Annotated in this window: 16 protein-coding genes; 6 read left to right on the plus strand and 10 right to left on the minus strand. The window is 42.9% G+C overall.

From position 1 onward, the window contains the following. Window positions 1-92: 92 nt before the first annotated feature. Genes moaC through WC407_RS09995 form a run of 3 tightly spaced genes read left to right on the plus strand, consistent with a single transcriptional unit; the run spans window position 93 to window position 1,872 of the window. Window positions 93-578, plus strand: coding sequence for a cyclic pyranopterin monophosphate synthase MoaC (gene moaC / locus WC407_RS09985; protein ID WP_373022488.1), 486 nt, complete (start codon window positions 93-95; stop codon window positions 576-578). Further along, window positions 547-813: a YbeD family protein gene (locus WC407_RS09990; protein WP_373022489.1), complete on the plus strand. Its 267-nt coding sequence runs from the start codon at window positions 547-549 to the stop codon at window positions 811-813. Before moaC ends, WC407_RS09990 begins: the two co-directional genes overlap by 32 nt. 9 nt (window positions 814-822) lie before the next feature. Beyond that, window positions 823-1,872: a DUF6781 family protein gene (locus WC407_RS09995; RefSeq protein WP_373022490.1), complete on the plus strand. Its 1,050-nt coding sequence runs from the start codon at window positions 823-825 to the stop codon at window positions 1,870-1,872. A gap of 1 nt (window position 1,873) precedes the next feature. Here the strand turns inward: WC407_RS09995 and WC407_RS10000 are convergent, their stop codons facing one another. The 7 genes from WC407_RS10000 to WC407_RS10030 all read right to left on the minus strand — a co-directional run bounded on the left by WC407_RS10000 (window position 1,874) and on the right by WC407_RS10030 (window position 10,379). Continuing rightward, a complete protein-coding gene (locus WC407_RS10000; protein WP_373022491.1) occupies window positions 1,874-2,959 on the minus strand; it encodes a 4Fe-4S binding protein in 1,086 nt (361 codons plus the stop codon). Further along, window positions 2,952-3,521 carry a molecular chaperone gene (locus WC407_RS10005; RefSeq protein WP_373022493.1) on the minus strand — a complete coding sequence of 190 codons (570 nt, stop codon included), beginning with the start codon at window positions 3,519-3,521 and terminating at the stop codon, window positions 2,952-2,954. The genes WC407_RS10000 and WC407_RS10005 overlap by 8 nt, the downstream gene beginning before the upstream one ends. A 101-nt stretch (window positions 3,522-3,622) precedes the next feature. Beyond that, complete coding sequence (locus WC407_RS10010; RefSeq protein WP_373022494.1) at window positions 3,623-4,027, minus strand: hypothetical protein; 405 nt, start codon at window positions 4,025-4,027, stop codon at window positions 3,623-3,625. Next, the gene (locus tag WC407_RS10015) at window positions 4,027-5,229 is read right to left on the minus strand and encodes an ethylbenzene dehydrogenase-related protein (protein WP_373022495.1); all 1,203 of its coding nucleotides are present in this window, start codon (window positions 5,227-5,229) and stop codon (window positions 4,027-4,029) included. Before WC407_RS10015 ends, WC407_RS10010 begins: the two co-directional genes overlap by 1 nt. Further along, on the minus strand, window positions 5,229-6,326 hold the full coding sequence (locus WC407_RS10020; RefSeq protein ID WP_373022496.1) for a 4Fe-4S dicluster domain-containing protein: 1,098 nt from the start codon (window positions 6,324-6,326) through the stop codon (window positions 5,229-5,231). The genes WC407_RS10015 and WC407_RS10020 overlap by 1 nt, the downstream gene beginning before the upstream one ends. Window positions 6,327-6,335: 9 nt before the next feature. Beyond that, window positions 6,336-9,248 carry a molybdopterin-dependent oxidoreductase gene (locus WC407_RS10025; protein ID WP_373022497.1) on the minus strand — a complete coding sequence of 971 codons (2,913 nt, stop codon included), beginning with the start codon at window positions 9,246-9,248 and terminating at the stop codon, window positions 6,336-6,338. A gap of 9 nt (window positions 9,249-9,257) precedes the next feature. Further along, window positions 9,258-10,379, minus strand: coding sequence for a sulfurtransferase (locus tag WC407_RS10030; protein WP_373022498.1), 1,122 nt, complete (start codon window positions 10,377-10,379; stop codon window positions 9,258-9,260). 302 nt (window positions 10,380-10,681) lie between these two features. Between WC407_RS10030 and WC407_RS10035 the strand changes: the two genes are divergently transcribed. The 3 genes from WC407_RS10035 to WC407_RS10045 are packed head-to-tail and all read left to right on the plus strand — an operon-like array spanning window position 10,682 to window position 12,688. After that, window positions 10,682-11,287: a hypothetical protein gene (locus WC407_RS10035; protein WP_373022499.1), complete on the plus strand. Its 606-nt coding sequence runs from the start codon at window positions 10,682-10,684 to the stop codon at window positions 11,285-11,287. After that, a complete protein-coding gene (locus WC407_RS10040; protein ID WP_373022500.1) occupies window positions 11,284-11,658 on the plus strand; it encodes a hypothetical protein in 375 nt (124 codons plus the stop codon). Before WC407_RS10035 ends, WC407_RS10040 begins: the two co-directional genes overlap by 4 nt. Further along, window positions 11,648-12,688: an Mrp/NBP35 family ATP-binding protein gene (locus tag WC407_RS10045; RefSeq protein WP_373022501.1), complete on the plus strand. Its 1,041-nt coding sequence runs from the start codon at window positions 11,648-11,650 to the stop codon at window positions 12,686-12,688. Before WC407_RS10040 ends, WC407_RS10045 begins: the two co-directional genes overlap by 11 nt. Before the next feature lie 35 nt (window positions 12,689-12,723). On the opposite strand, the gene WC407_RS10050 is transcribed toward WC407_RS10045, so the two are convergent. The 3 genes from WC407_RS10050 to WC407_RS10060 form a co-directional block, all read right to left on the minus strand. Beyond that, window positions 12,724-13,560, minus strand: a complete 837-nt coding sequence (locus tag WC407_RS10050) for a hypothetical protein (RefSeq protein ID WP_373022502.1) — start codon at window positions 13,558-13,560, stop codon at window positions 12,724-12,726. After that, a complete protein-coding gene (locus tag WC407_RS10055) occupies window positions 13,557-14,507 on the minus strand; it encodes a hypothetical protein (protein WP_373022503.1) in 951 nt (316 codons plus the stop codon). The genes WC407_RS10050 and WC407_RS10055 overlap by 4 nt, the downstream gene beginning before the upstream one ends. Window positions 14,508-14,672: 165 nt before the next feature. After that, the gene (locus tag WC407_RS10060) at window positions 14,673-15,920 is read right to left on the minus strand and encodes an OmpP1/FadL family transporter (RefSeq protein WP_373022505.1); all 1,248 of its coding nucleotides are present in this window, start codon (window positions 15,918-15,920) and stop codon (window positions 14,673-14,675) included. Between the last annotated feature and the right edge of the window lie 283 nt (window positions 15,921-16,203).

A 16,203-nucleotide genomic window follows, 5' to 3' on the forward strand; every position in this document is an offset into this window, starting at 1 on the left:
TTTTTATCCTACCTATGATTATTTTTTAACCATAATACGATTTACCTCTCTAGGCTATAATAAGGAAAAGATTATAAGCAGGGTATACACTTATGAATTTAACCCATCTCGATGAACGTGACCGCCCAAAAATGGTCGATGTTTCCGATAAAAACACTACCTCACGTATCGCCGTTGCGAGCGGTCTTATCACCATGAGTCAGGACGCCTTCGATGCGGTTATCAACCAAACCGCCAAAAAAGGGCCGGTATTGCAAACGGCGGTTATCGCAGCCATTATGGGGACGAAAAAAACCTCAGACATGATCCCGATGTGCCATCCCTTAAACCTTAGCGGTGTCAACTGCGATATTGATGAGCTCCCTGAGTTACCCGGGTTTCGCCTTAGCGTCACAGCAAAACTGAGCGGTCAAACCGGAGTCGAAATGGAAGCCCTCACAGGGACCAGTATCGGCCTTCTGACGATCTACGATATGCTCAAAGCCATCGACAAAGGGATGGTGATCGGTCCCATCCAGCTCGAAACCAAATCAGGAGGCAAAAGTGGTGATTATCAACGAAACAACCCAAAAGCTTGAGTTAGACTACCCTTGCACTTGGTGCTATAAAGTCGTTGCCTATGAGCGTGCCGGCATTGAAATAGCCGCATTGGAAATATTTTCTGAACGCACCTATTCGCTCAACCCCTCTAACAGCAGTAAAAGCGGAAAATATATCAGCATGAACTTAGAACTGTTGGTGCATAATGAGGACGAACGCACCTATTTTTATGAGGCACTTAAAGCACATCCCCATGTTAAAATGGTGTTATAAAGGATCAGTATGAATCTCGAAACATTTAAATGTGACGTTGCCGTTCACTATCGCAAAGTTCAATCCGAGGATATCGACACCAAAATAGCCTCCGTTATTGACACACTGAAGAGCGAATGGGCTATGGATGTTGATAGCCTTTCTCTGCAAGAGCTTAAAACATTTACCAGTGCCATTCTCGAAGAAGAGGGGTCAACCCTTCACAGTGAGCTCGAAGATCTTATCACTCAAAAAGAGCGGCTAGAACGACAAATTATACGTAAAAGTGAAGAGTTACAACATCTGAAATACACTCTTTTTGATGCGCTCGAAAAACATATCGGAGATTCTGATGAGATGCTCGAAAAATTGCATCAGGTGAAGATTCAGTCGGTTGATTTGCTCAATATACTCGAAGAGATTACGGAAAGTGCCATCATTACAACCCTTGAAAAAGGGTCGGATATTGAAGAGACACTTCATGAAATAATTAAAGAAATTACCTTTCAAACCCTTAATGCAAATGTCCTTAATGCCGTGCGCATCCGACGCATTTTATCAAGTATTTTGCAAAGTGCCATCAATATCGGAGAAGCTACTCCAAACCAAGGCGATGCTATCTATCGCGGCACGCTCGAAGGGATTCAAAGTGCCCTTATTAAATCAATTGAAAAGTTCCGTCAATACCTCCTGTTTGTACCCGATGAAGTAAAAGCCCTTTACCGTGAAGAATATAAAAAGATTGAGGAAGAACTCGACAGTATTGATACCCTGTACGGGCAAATTTTTCATGCGCTTAGAAGCCACAACTCTGAAAACACCATCAAACAACTTGAAGCTATCAGTGCTGATGTACACAAAAACTCCGACGAGCTGTCCCATCTCTCCAAAGAGACGGTTGAATTACTCCGAACCCGTCTCTCAAAACTCAAACGGGGCGTTACGGAACAAGGATCAAAATTGTTAAAGTCAAAATCAGCCCAAGAAGCAAAAGCGATGGGCACACGGGCATGGAGCGTCGCCAAATCGGCGATGGAAGGTGCCATTAAAGGGGCGAAAGAGGCTATAGAAAAGAAATAGGTTATAAATCCTTAGCCATAGTAAACATATTGGCATGATTCGCCATAAAACTGGAGCAGCGATCACATACCGGATCGCCCCCTTTATACGGATAAGGGCAGCGACACTCATGACACGTCACCATCTCATAGTGAACCAGTTGCTCGGCGCGATCAAATGCAATACTTACCAAATCAATCCCCTCTTTTGAGATGATCGCTTTAGGTTTACAAATATCCTCACATATACCGCATCCGATACATTTCCCTTGCATAAAGTAGATCCCTTGTTTATCCGCTGTCGGAAACAGTGCATCGGTGGGGCAGAACTGCGTGCACTCACCGCAATTGGTACAAGCATTAAAGTCAATCTGTTTATTAAAGAAAAGAGGACTTACCCCTTCCAATGCAGTTTGACTCATCTCACTCACATGCTCTTTGAGGGAGTTTTTAAGCAATATCCGTTTTAGCGGCATACGGACATCCGGCATTGCATGATGCGCCGACGTCATCGATAGAGCGACAACCCCTTTTTCCGAAATAACCTCTTTGGCTTTTTCAATCCCTTTGCGGAAGAGTGCGCGGCGATCGGCTTGCTCTTCTTTGACATCCAGCGTCGTAACACGATATTCAAACCCGACACTCTCTAAAAAGGTATTGGCTTCTTCAATTTTGGAACGAATTGACTTTTCCATTGAGCCGTTTTCATTCAAAACACACCCGCTGCAATGACTCATATCACACTCAATATTGCTCTTACTTCGCAATACCATCACAAGCAAATGATCCACATCAAACACCCCTAAACACGGCGTTAACGTTTTACACGATATGGAGGGATGTGTTTGATGCTGATAAGATGCGGCAAATTGATTCGGATCGAAACTTTCAATCTCCAATGCTTCGGTTGGGCATGAACCGATGCACCCTGCACATTCGACACACTCATTTTCAAACAGAGTCAATTTATTCCGGACAATATGAAAGGCACCCTTAGGGCACGTGTCAATACAAAGGGTACAATCATTGTGGTAATACTCATTACGCAAACAGCGGGTCGCCGTATAGCTGAAAAGATTGCTCTTTTGGATAAAATTAATGTTACTCACCCTTCTGAACTCCTACACAATATTCATAATCGGCACATAAGAATTCAATCATAAAATCACATATGTCTCGATAGAATGGTGTCATTGCCATACTTTTCATCCCCATCATATAGGGAATAACCCAGGGAATTAAATGTTGATCCAGAAATTCAAACTGACCTTTTACCTCGCCTCGATAAATCAAGGTTTGAACAAATGCCAATTCGATAGACAAATGATCGGGTGCCATCAACTCCGTCTGATCCATATTGACTTCAAAACCGTGATTAAAATAAAATGCCATAACCGGATTCTGTAAACCTACCAGAGTTTCATTCTTTGCATCCAGTACAAATGACTCCACAGGCTGCGTGTTGAGAATATACATAGAGGTGTAATCAATATTTAACGCTTCATGAAGCGCTTCATCATCGCTCACACTGATCCAATTCTTTGTCTCTTCACCGATAATCTCAAGTAAATTCTGATTATTTTTAAGATCATGGATAAAACGACGATCGGGGATATTACTCATAACACGCGACAAAAAAGCATAGATATAAAGACGGTATTCATTATTCATCAGTAGTTCCTAAAAAAGTTACGGGATTGTGTCATATAGAGGCTTTGAGTCGCCCAAGCTTAGAGAATTACTAGACAAACCCCGAAGGGTTTGATAGGTGTTTATAAGCACCCTTTGAAGAATGATTTTTTTGGTGGAGGCGGTGCTTTAAATTCAGTTGCATGAATCGTATTCGTCGCTTCATCATAGATACCGACAATTACAACACCGTTCTTATTGTATCCTTCCCCAAGCTCTGATGCTTTAAGTTTTGTTACATCAACAATATATGTTTTACCGGTATTGTGTTGAAACAATGCTAATGGTACTTTTTTCATTGAGCCGGCTTCAGATTTTTTAAAACAACCATCTGATCCACAACTGTAATTTTCCAAATAACAATCGGCAAATGCACCCTCAGCAGCACATGCCGGAGTGGTCAAAAGACCATCGAATTCTTGCGCTTCCGGTTCTGCCGCAAACGCACTGAAAACCAGTGCGGCGCACAACAATGCAATCTTTTTCATTATTCTACCTCCGCTTTGAGAGTTTTGAGGTACGCTACGATATCCTCAACCGTCTTTTTGTCCAAGAAGCTGAAATCCGTCATTGCAGATACACGTTTCCCTTTTTCAATGTTATACCATGGGGTATTTGAGTGTGCGTTACGGTTATAACCTGGCACAACAACCGCTGATGGTTTTAGAACTGATTCCCGTAAATACGCCACAGTAGCGTATCCACCTACATTTTGCAATGATGGCCCCATAAAACTTGGCGCATCGGTTGCTTCAATTTGGTGACAGCCGGCACAGCCGTTAGCCGCTACCGCTTCTTTACCTTTTGCCGCATTTCCTTTTGCCGTTTCAGTAGCTTCTGCTACCACTTTAGCATCCGGCTTCATCCCCTCTAAGTTCACAGCAAGCCATGAAGAGAGGTTTTTCAATCCGTTACGACCCATTTTTGAGCCATCCCACACGGCGATAGAAACCGGTACGGTCCCTGTGCTGTTGAGATATTCATCTTTAAGCGGGCGAGACAATGTTCCGCTCCAGCCATTTGCACCGTATACCATTGCAGATGCCGATTTAGAAGAACCGTCTTTGATCTCGGTCAAAGAACGGAATCCTTCCCCTACAAATGTACGTGCATAATCGGTTTTCGCCAATGCAGCTACTTTCGCATCGTAGTCGGCTAAATCTTTGCCAAACAAGTTTGTTTGGTTACGATTGATTTGTGTTTCAACGTCTTTATTTCCGTTTGGTTCATAAACACTTGCCGTTGCTTTTTGCAAATGAACCACTACAGGACGACCGTCGGAACCCATCCCGATATACGGAAGAGGCTGCGCTTTTTTAGTTGCACCGGCGAATTGGATAGCAAAACCGTCGCTGTAAGTGTTGGTAGAGAGGGCACCTTGAACGTCTTTGGTGCCATCCGCCCATTTGACCAACAATGCAATATTTTTACCATCATGCAATGCGGCTACTTGAGCATTTTTTGCTTTGTTCCCTTCATTAAGGGCATTCGCTTTTTTGTCGTTCATATGAATTGCGGTTTGTGGGTACAACGTTACCGTCGAAAATTTTGCTTTTGACCACAACGCTGAATCGGCAGTGATACCAGCAACGGAATCACTTACCTTTACCGCATTGATAGTGGTATCAGCTGCTAGTGCAGCCGAAGCTGCTACACCCAATGAAAGAATAGTGGTTAATAGTTTTTTCATTAGTGGTGCCCTCCAGCTTTGGTAAACTTACCGGCAACATATCGAGTATCGACCGGTGCCAATGGATTACGCTTGTTCTCACGAGCGACTTGTTGGTAGTAGTTATTATCAAGACGGAACATATCGGAATGTTGATACGCGATCAACAAATCAAGCAATTCGCTCTCTCCTGTCTCTTTACGTTTTTTCATCTCCGCTTTCAATGTTTTGATTGAATCGTGTACGGCCGGGCCAAACAATTTTTCAAGCTCTTCGATTGGAAGACGGGTTGAACCTTCGATAATTTTACCTTCTGCATCAAATTTCGCAGGAGATTCGGTCGGAGGGATATAGTATACGTTTGGCTGCGTGCCGTAATCTGAACGCAATCCAAGAGCTACTTTGTATTTGTGTACCAATTTATACACTTGTGACTCTTCATCATCCAAGAATCCGACGAAACGGATACGTCCAACACATTGTTGCGCACACGCCGGCGGTAACCCCTGCTCAATACGTGGGAAACAAAGGATACATTTCTCTGATTTAGAGATTTTTGGATTGAAATAGATTTTTTTGTAAGGACATCCCGCGATACAATAGCGGTACCCTTGACAACGATCCAAGTCAACCAATACAACCCCGTCTTCTTCACGTTTGAAGATCGCGTCACGCGGACACGCACTCAAACAGCCCGGATTTGTACAATGGTTACAAATACGCGGCAAGTAGAAGAAATAGTTGTCTTGTGGGAATGCGCCCGCACCTTGGTCTTCATCCCAGTTCGGTCCCCATGTTGGAGAAACGTGTGGGTGGAAATGTTGGCTATCCGCCATACCGCCCATCAATGACTCATAGTTATAATCCCAAGGTACTCCGTAATCTGCTTCAAGATTAGGGATCACACCCGGTTGAAGATCGCCGGCAGCGTCAAATCCGCCGCCGAGCTCCATCCAGTTTTTAGGATAACCTGTACCCGGATACGTCTCAACGTTATTCCAGTACATATACTCACGACCGTTACGGTTCGTCCATTGCGTTTTACATGCTACGGTACATGTTTGGCACCCGATACATTTGTTCAGGTCCATTACCATTGCTAATTGTCGTTTAGACATCTATTCCCCTTAGTACTGTACGTCTTTTGCTTTTTCGTAGTTCACGGCACCGTCGTATGCATACTGGTTACCGTCCCAAAGACCACCGAATTTAAGGTGACCCCATCCGTCTGCCATTTCAAGAAGGTTCAATGATGTTGGTACAACTTCATTGTGCCCTTTGTTTTTTAAATACATGTACGGTTCCCATCCATGCTCTAACACCAATCCATCTGCCGGAGCGGAAGAAGAGAGTTTTGCCATTGCATAGAACTCACCGAGTGCATTGTAAATACGGATAGTATCACCGTCTTTGATCCCTTTTGCTTCAGCAACCACACGATTGACTTGTGCCGCAGGAACACCGCGTTGAAGACGTAGCAACGTACGTGACGTTTTGTAGTTCGAGTGGATTGACCAACGAGCATGCGGCGTCATGAATACATACGGATAGTCTTTAGACTGAGGACGGATCCCCTCCATACCGGTATTCGTTGCCGCACCCATTTTGATATACATATCATGATCAACGTAGAACGTTTGGCGGCCAGAGATTGTATCAAGACGCTCAAATTTATAGAGGTTGAATTCCATTGAACTGTACGGACGATCGGAATATAACGGTGAAGATTTTGCCGCTTTTTCGTTCAGAAGCAAGAACCCGCCCACTTTGTACATTTTTTCCATAGTCCATGGCTCGTATTGCTCACATTTTTCCAGTGCCGCTTGTACTGCCATTTTGTCAGTTCCAAGATAGACTTCACCCGCACCCTCAGACTCAGCATCGGTATTGGTGTACTCTTTGTGGAAAATCGTCAAGTCATGGAAACCCGGTTTCGCATATTTCGGATGATCTTTTACTTTTGCTTTATCGATATTTTCAGGTCGGTTAGCAAGCTCTTCCATTTTTTTGGCGAGCAACGTAAACATTGACCACTCATCCATCGCTTCACCGACATTTTTGATATCCGCTACCGGTTGAGCAAGATTGGTAAAACGGTGGTAACCCGGACTTGTACGAAGGTCATAAACCTCATAGTGCGATTTTGCCGGTAACAATACGTCTGCATATTGTGCCGCTTCTGACATACGGTAATCAACATAACCGTAGAATTTCGTTTTAGAAAGGAACGCTTTACGATACTCATTCCCTTTGTTACGACGGAATTTAGAGTCAGCAACGATGAGCGCACAATCCGGCTGCCACCATGGTTTATTGATATTTCCGTGTTTAGAATCCAAGTTCTCTTTATTGTTTTTACCATGTCCAAGCATTTCTGAAACAACCGCCATGTACTCTTTTTTAGACATACCGTTTTGTGCGCGTTTAACGTCTTCATCGCTGAAATACTGATCGAACGTTTTCATCCCGTCGCCGAAAACGAATTCACCCACAAATCCTGAACCGAAACGGGCATTGTATTTTCCGCTAAAGCCGGAAAGTGCACCAAGGCCTGAAAGGGTAAACTCATTTTCTGTATTGAGTCCGCCGTATGGTCCCATACGTCCGGTCAAACCACAGATAGATGCAATATTCCAAATGGTCATAACACCGTTGAAGTATTTGTTCAATGAGAAACCGGTTGTAATTTCAACGACTTTTGGCAATGCGATGTCGCGTGCCAATTGACGTACTGTATCCGGGTGAACGCCTGTAATATCTTTAGTCGCTTCCGGAGCAAATTTTGCCGCCGATTTTTTCAACATTTCAAAAACAGTCGTTACTTCACGTTTGTCACCATGGATATCGGTAATTGTCCAAGTGCCTTCAAGCTCCGGTTCAATCCCTTGTTCATCAAGGCGAAGCGATTTAATTGCACTTCCCTCAGAACCCGGCATCAAGGCAACTTTACCGGTGGCTTTGTTCATAGAATAGAATTGCTCTTCAAATTTATGATGATCTTCGTCATTCGCAGCATGTTCCATGTCGGAGCGGCGGATCATTTTTTCTGTTTTGACATCAACCAAAAATGGAAGATCGGTAAACGTTTTCATAAATTCAGGTTTGAAAAGTTTTTCGTTAAGGATAATATTGATAACACTCATTGCCAAGATATTATCGGATCCCGCTTTGATTGGGATCCAAAGGTCAGCAGATTTTGCTGTCGCATTGAACTCAGGGGTAATAACGATGATTTTTGCACCGTTATATTTCCCTTCCCATACGAAGTGAGCATCCGGGATACGAGAAACCGATGGATTTCCACCCCACATAACTGCAGTATCGACGTTATACATGAAATCCCATGTACATCCGACGTTACCCTCACCGTATGCGATTGCCGCACCGGAGAACATATCTCCAAGATAGGATGATGGATAAATACGGATCGCACCCAATTGAGTAGAGAAACGCAATGGTGCACCACGGCGCCCTTCGGTTAGAAGACCTGTTCCCGCATGTACCATCAATTTATCCGGTCCGCGCTCAGGGTCTGTCATACAATTGAAAATCTCTTGACATACACGCTCAGCTGCTTCGTCCCAGCTAACACGTTTCCATTTGCCTTCTCCGCGTTCACCGACACGAACCATCGGATAGAGAATACGATCTTTTTGGTACATTACTTGAGAGTGCTGAACCCCTTTGTTACATCCGCGTGGGTTGAAGTCAGGGATTTTTGCGTTGATAACCGGATAGCGAGCCGATTGGTTTTCACGGGTTACTACCCCGTTATGTGACCATACTTCCCATGCACAGTTACCTTGACAGTTAACACAGTGGTATGCAAATCCGTGTTCCTCTTTTTTACCATAGGTAAATGCGAATTCATTGCGGTACATATCTTCTGAATAACTGGTATTTGGGTAATTGCTTTTGCCGTTTTCAACAGACATTACGTTTGTTTTAGCAAAAAGTGACCCTTGAGAAGCCACCAATGCTGCCGTCATCCCTGATACTTTCAGGAAGTCACGGCGGTTATTGTTCATTACTTTTGTCATAGTTGTGCCTTATCGTTTAATCGGGAGGTTCATGTCGTTACCCCAAACATCCCAGCTTCCTGTGAAAACTTTGACGTTTTTGTAACCGAGCAATTGAAGCGCCGTAATATTTTCAGATCCGCGGCCTGCACCTACTTGGCAATACGCATAAATCGTTTTATCCGGAGTAACACCATAAGACTCATAGATTTTTTTCAATTGGTCTGCCGGTTTAAAAGAGAGCTTGTTATCGATATCCGAAATTTGATTCCATTCGATAAATGTTGAACCTGGGATATGACCGCCGCGAGCAACGTTATCCATTTTACGTTCACCGATAATCTCGGCGATTGCACGAGAATCGATAATAACATATTTAGATTTTTTGCCATTTTTTAGAATATCATCCATTGCATGTTTGACTTCAACTTTATCAGCAATAATGGAATAATCGATTTTTTTAGGATCAATTTTATAGGTTTTAGGCTGATCGACTTCTTCGCCTTTGACAACCAAAAGTGTTTTCTCAACTTCTGCCATATGTGCAGCGACCGCTTTTGCATCGGCGTCAGCTTTTGCAATAGCATCATTTAACGCTGGTTTATCAGCATCTGCAGCAGTTTTTAGCTTCTCTTTTGACTCTTTAGATGCTTTTTTAGCGGCTGCTAAATCTTTTTTAAGCCCATCAAATGTTTTTTGTGCAGGATCGATTGCCATAATAGCTGCGCGTCCGCCCGTCAAAACTTTAACATTTTTATGTCCGTAGCTTTTAAAGAAAGAGTATACACCTGTCGCATTCGGACCTTTAAAGTCATCATATGCAATGATAGTCATATCATTTGTGATCCCTTTGCTGCCGATAAGCTTTTCAGCATCATCTACGCAGCGGTACAAAGGTGCACATTCCATATTTCCTGTAATATCCGACTCATGTAGGTGATGAGCAAACATCCCGACTGATCCTTTAATGTGACCAATGGCATATACGTCTTCATTATCCCCTGATACAAACATCACTTTTGGGTTGCCAATCAATTTCACTGCTTCATCGGCGCTAATAAGGATATCCTTATTAGTATAGCCATCGGCTGCCATCAGCGATGATGCTGATATTGATGCAACCACGCAGAGTGATTTTAACCATCTGTTCATCCGTGCTCCTTTATAATTGTGCACACAAGTAGTGCGTTAATATATTTGAATTACCGCACCAATTATAGATGCCTATCTCTTAATACATGGTAAATAGCTTTTTTAAATCGTCACATAGATTACAAATTGTTACATACTTATCACAATTTGTAATCTACCCATTACTCAATGTTTTTTTACGTTTTCTTATACGTGTTACTCTGTTTTTAGCCTTACGTCTAATGATTAATACCTGCAATTTAATCACTTTTTGATAGTATAGCAATTACTTTTATATCACAAAACCATCAAGGAGTCTCCCTATGGGCATCGATACTCTCACTACAGCCATAGAACAATCCGATATCACTAAATTAATCGAATTGCTTGAGGATAAATCTCTTCCAATTGAAGAAGTTGAAATAATTTACAATGCATTTAAAAATCATAAAGAACTTGTCGGCCAAGTCGCAATGAATCTTTCACTCCGAACTTCGGTATACGAACGCGATCGTGAATACAGCCCTATTATGGTTGCATTGCTGATCGATATTTCTCAAAATCCGATCGATATGGGAGCACGCTGGGCCGTTGCCAAAAATCCACACACCCCAGTCGAAGTATTGCGCCACCTTGCCAATGATACGATTAATCTTGTCCGCGCGCTGGTTGCCACCAACCCTTCTACCCCAAGTGACGTACTTGAAAAATTCTTTAATGATGAAAAAATTGTCCGAGACGGACTTTCCGGCAATCCGAATACTCCGGTTAAACTGCTTAAAATACTTGCTGATGATAATGATAAAATGGTACGGATGCGTCTGGCAGAGAACCGTGCCGCCCCTCGCGACATCATTGAACGATTACTGGGCGATAACGATGTCGATGTCACCAAAGCCGCCGATGCCAATCTAAAGAGTCGCGCATGAAGCGTCATCATCATGAAGAGCGAAGTAAATTTCTCTCGCTGGAAAATCATTTTTTAAATACTTTTTTCTCAGGACTTTATCTCAGTGCCGGAGACTTTATCGCTATAGGCCGAGCCAATGGTTTGGATTTACAAATGCATTCGCGTGAAATGTTGATCAAAGATCTCCTCAACGAATCAGATAAAATCGGAACCACCAACGATGTGATCACCTCTATAAACCATCTTATCGATGAGCGGATATCCACCTATCACCGTCTTAGCCTTGAATACCCCGGGGCTCGAACCGCATTAGCCAAACTTGCCCAAAAGGCCACCGGCACCAAAGCGCTTCTCGCGCGTGAAAGCAGAGGAAACCCCTATGAACACTAAAGATCTCGAATCAGCACTCCATGCACTCCCCTATCCGGGACTCAGCCGAACGTTGGGAGAGCTAAAACTTATCTCTGAGGTAAAAGTTACCGATAATCATGCAAAGGTAGAGCTTCTAACCGTTAGCGATGAATCCTACCTCACCGTTAAAACCGCAATAGAAACCGAATTCGCATCTCAATTTAAAACGCTTGATATTACCAAGAAAAGTACCGCCCCAAAAGATACCAATTACGGAAACAGCGCCGCACCCAATAATCGTGCACCGTATGCTGCCAATGTTATCGCAGTTACCAGCGGAAAGGGGGGGGTCGGAAAAAGTACCGTGAGTGTCAATCTGGCCATTGCCCTTGCGCAACAAGGGTATAAAGTCGGAATTTTGGATGCAGACGTTTATGGCCCGAATGTCCCCCGTTTGACCAATACCGATTTGGAAAAAATCCGCTGGAATGACGATAATCAAATTATTCCGTGTGAAAATTACGGAATTAAAATTATGAGTGTCGCCCTAACAACACCGACTTCGGATACTCCGCTTGTTTGGCGCTCGTCGGTTGCAGTTTCGGCATTGATCCAATTTCTCGAAGATGTCGCATGGGGAGAGCTCGACTTCATGGTCATCGATATGCCTCCGGGTACCGGAGATATTCAACTCACCATGGCGCAAGAACTTCCGATTACGGCCGGAATAATTGTAACGACACCGCAACTCGTCGCATCCGATGATGTTAGCCGAGCTATCCGAATGTTTCAAGACATCCACGTCCCGATCGCCGGATTGGTTGAAAACATGAGCTATTTTATTGCCCCGGATACCGGAACGCGTTACGATATTTTCGGTAGCGGCGGTGGAGAACGGTTGAGTAAACGCTATAACGTTCCCCTGTTAGGGCAAATTCCACTTAATATGGATATCCGAGAAGGCTCCGATAACGGTGAACCGCCGGTAGTATTAGGCTCAGAGATGCTAAAAAGCTATTATAAAGAGATTGTAAAAGCTATGCTGGAGTCTGTGAAGTTTCGGTTTTAGCAGAGTAACTTCCCGCATACGCGGAAAGTTGCTATTTATTTAAAAATTTTCTTGATATCGGTTGCAACAGCACCCGGAACAGTAGCAATTCCCATAAACTCTGTCATGGTAAATGCAGGATAGCTGATAGCGATAATATATTTAGCGCTTAACGCTTTTGCTTGTCCACCTTCAATCAATACCGCCCACGGCAATATCTCTCCGTTTTGAGTACCGATTTTTTTCAAAAATCCGTTCGTACGGCGATCCAACTCTACAAATGCAACGTAGCGATCTTCACCGATTTTGACAACTGCAGTCGTCCCCTTGGCTTTTTGCGCTTTGGCAACCAAATCAGCCGTTGAACCTTCACCGACAAGATCCATATCTTCATAATAGGGCATACCCACCATAAAATGGTATCCTGCCAACCCATCAAATTCCCATTTGTCGCCAGAGTTTTTGCAAGGACCAAACGCTTTTTCAAGAGCTGCCAATTCCGCAGATGCGGTTGCATGGCTGTACTCTTTTTGCATAAACGCTTTTCCGAAATAAACCGGATTGGCAATACTGATTTGCTTACGCTCATCGTCAACAAGGATTCGTCCAACCGCAGCTAAACCACGAGAAGGTTTGTTTGCCATTGCTTTCATCGCATTGTTTGTAAACAAAAGGGTTGTTCCATTTTCAAAAGGTTTATAGCTACCCACCACTTCAAAACCGGCTGCTGCAAGTTTTGCTTTGGCTTCGTCTACACTGACGTAAGGGGCAATTTTATAGGTAGCTACCTCTTTTTCGATTTTTACTCCGGCTTCCGCTTCTGGCGTTGTACCTGCACATCCGCAGAATGCGATCATAACTGCCGTAGCGATTAGGGTATAGAATTTTTTCATAGCTCTTTAGCTCCTAATTCTGTCATGATTCCTGTAATCTCTTTATCCAATGCGTGAATCGAATCCACCATTTTAGGATCTTTGATCCCCATTACGGCAATCCAGTTTTCTAGACGAGGCATACCGACCATAAGTTTGTTAGAGCCTTTTTCGATATACATGTACATAGAACACGGAGCGAATGTACCTGCATCAGGACGCCCTTGGTTGAAGATACCTTCTGAGAATTTGAAATGACAAAGAGAATAAACCCAATATGCATCATAGCGACCAAATTCGATATTTGCATCGGTCATTGCCCCTTTAACATCTTTAAACCCGGCAATGATGTATTTGTTTGCTTCAAATTTTGCTTCAAATTTTCCTTGGAAATCGTCGATAAAACTTTGCAAACTTGCACCGCGTTCAAACGGAACTTCAAACGTCATCATCGGCTTAGCCGGCAATGCTGTATATTCTACGGTTTGCACTTTTGAACCGATCTCTTGCTCAACCATTTTATCAAGGTCCGTAAAAGAGGCAACGAATGTGGCACGAACCGCTTTGTCTTTTACCCCTACGATATCAAGCATCGTATCCGGTGTTACGTGACCTACGTAGGTTTTATCTTCACCCATTTTTTTGTAGATATGAAGGTTAAACGGAGAAAAACCGCCCAATGAAGGTTCTTTTAACAACAATGGCCCAACCACAGAATCTTTCATCATTGAGAAAAATCCAAGGTTATCAAGATTGGTAGAACCGTATTTGGTTTTATACCCGTCATTGATACGCTCATGCGGATCAGAAAGGACAAATCCGATCGTCCCGACTTTTTCATTTACCATGCTCATGTATGTTTTTTCTTTATCGCCGTCTCCGACATAAAACTTTACCCCTTGGGCACCAAACGCCATTGAAGCTGCAAGCGATAAAGCCGCCGCGCCGATTAAAAGTCTATTAAACATTGTGTCTCCCTAACATTAGTGTGAACTGTTATTAATCGCTTATTGTATCACAAAGCCATCAAAAAGCGATAATAAGAATTCAGTGAATTTGACTTATTATTATTGCTTTAAAAGGTGAATGGATTGTGAACCTCTCCCGAAGATGGGAGAGAAAATAAAAACTTCTTAGAATTTGAAGTTAAGTTGTGCAGTCACAGCTTTTTGACTGTGAGAAGTTGTAACACTGCTTGTTGCTGCAGAAGGAGTTCCTGTAGATCGATAAATCATCGCTTGCGTCATGGCAGAGGTATCATATGTGTCAGTCACTTTTGGTGAATAGACATAGGCTAAATCAAATGACGTTGCTTTTGTGAAAGAATAGCTTCCACCCACAGTATAATGGGTTTGAATAATCGCAGGGAATCCAAGTAGATTCAATGTATTAAGCGCCGCTCCATCGTAATTGCCAGGAGTCATCATATTAGCTGCAGGTTGTGCTGTAATAGGACTTTTTGCATAGTTATAACCGGCACGCAACGCCCAGTTGTCTTGAGAAAACTGATAACCGATCATATAAACATTTTGGTCATCCCATTTGAAATCTTTGTAGCCGTTTGCACTTGACCATTTGATTTTTTTGTAATCAGCCGCAAAAGTATGTTGATCCATTTTATATGAAGCACCAACACCGATTTCAGCCGGTTGTTGCAAGTTATCTGATAATCCAGCTCCATTATTTAGACCGAAATCTTTACTTGCATTTGAGAGTTGTCCATCATATTTCATATTAATAGCAGATTTATACGATGCTCCCACTGTCACACCCGATGTTTCATACGCTACACCAAGATTATAACCTACGCCAAAATCTTGCGCAACACCTTTAGTAGTACTTCCACCAGCTGGAGTGCCAGTCGTGTTGTAATTAATATCCAATGAACCGTATTGCAAGATTGGAGCTACACCGACACTAAAGCCATTAATTTTATAAGCTAAAGGGACAACAAACTGCATTAATTGTAAGTTAGTGACCATAGAATAATTATTATTAGTCCCACGATAATCGGTACCCATACCGGCTACACCGTACATACCGATACCCCAATAAAAATTATCGGTTGCTTTTTGTGCGATAGCAACCGAAGGGATTACAGATAATTTTGCAGCGCTTTGCGTCTCACCTTGTCCAATATTTGTTTTAACATCTGGCATAAACACTGTACCGCCAAAAGAGATTTCAGTCCCTTCGACTGCTGTAATCATCGCTGGATTGGTAAGTGCTGATTCTGCACCATGTGACATACCGATACCTACACCACCCATACCGACGGCTTTCGCACCGACACCGATCATTGCATCGCCGTTGGTTGCGAATGCCGCTGTACTTGTTAATGCAACTGCTGCCGCAACCGCTAATTTAATTGAACGCTTCATAAACTCTCCTAAAGTCTTAATAGTTCGAATCGGTAAACGATCCGTTAACAACATCATTATAGGGGTGATAAAATTAATTGAAACTTAACACGAAGTTATCACAGAATAATTTTTTCTTATACTGCGGATTATATTTGTAATATGACGGTTTATTATTGGATGAAAGCTCTAATTTGACGTCAAAAAAGGACTCTAAGAGCACTTGAACATGAAAATAGGATGAATTAGGTAAGGACTATACGGATTAAAAGAAATTAGCAGATGAATAGGTATGTGTAGATTG

Source organism: Sulfuricurvum sp. (assembly GCF_041651515.1).
Classification (GTDB): Bacteria; Campylobacterota; Campylobacteria; order Campylobacterales; family Sulfurimonadaceae; genus Sulfuricurvum.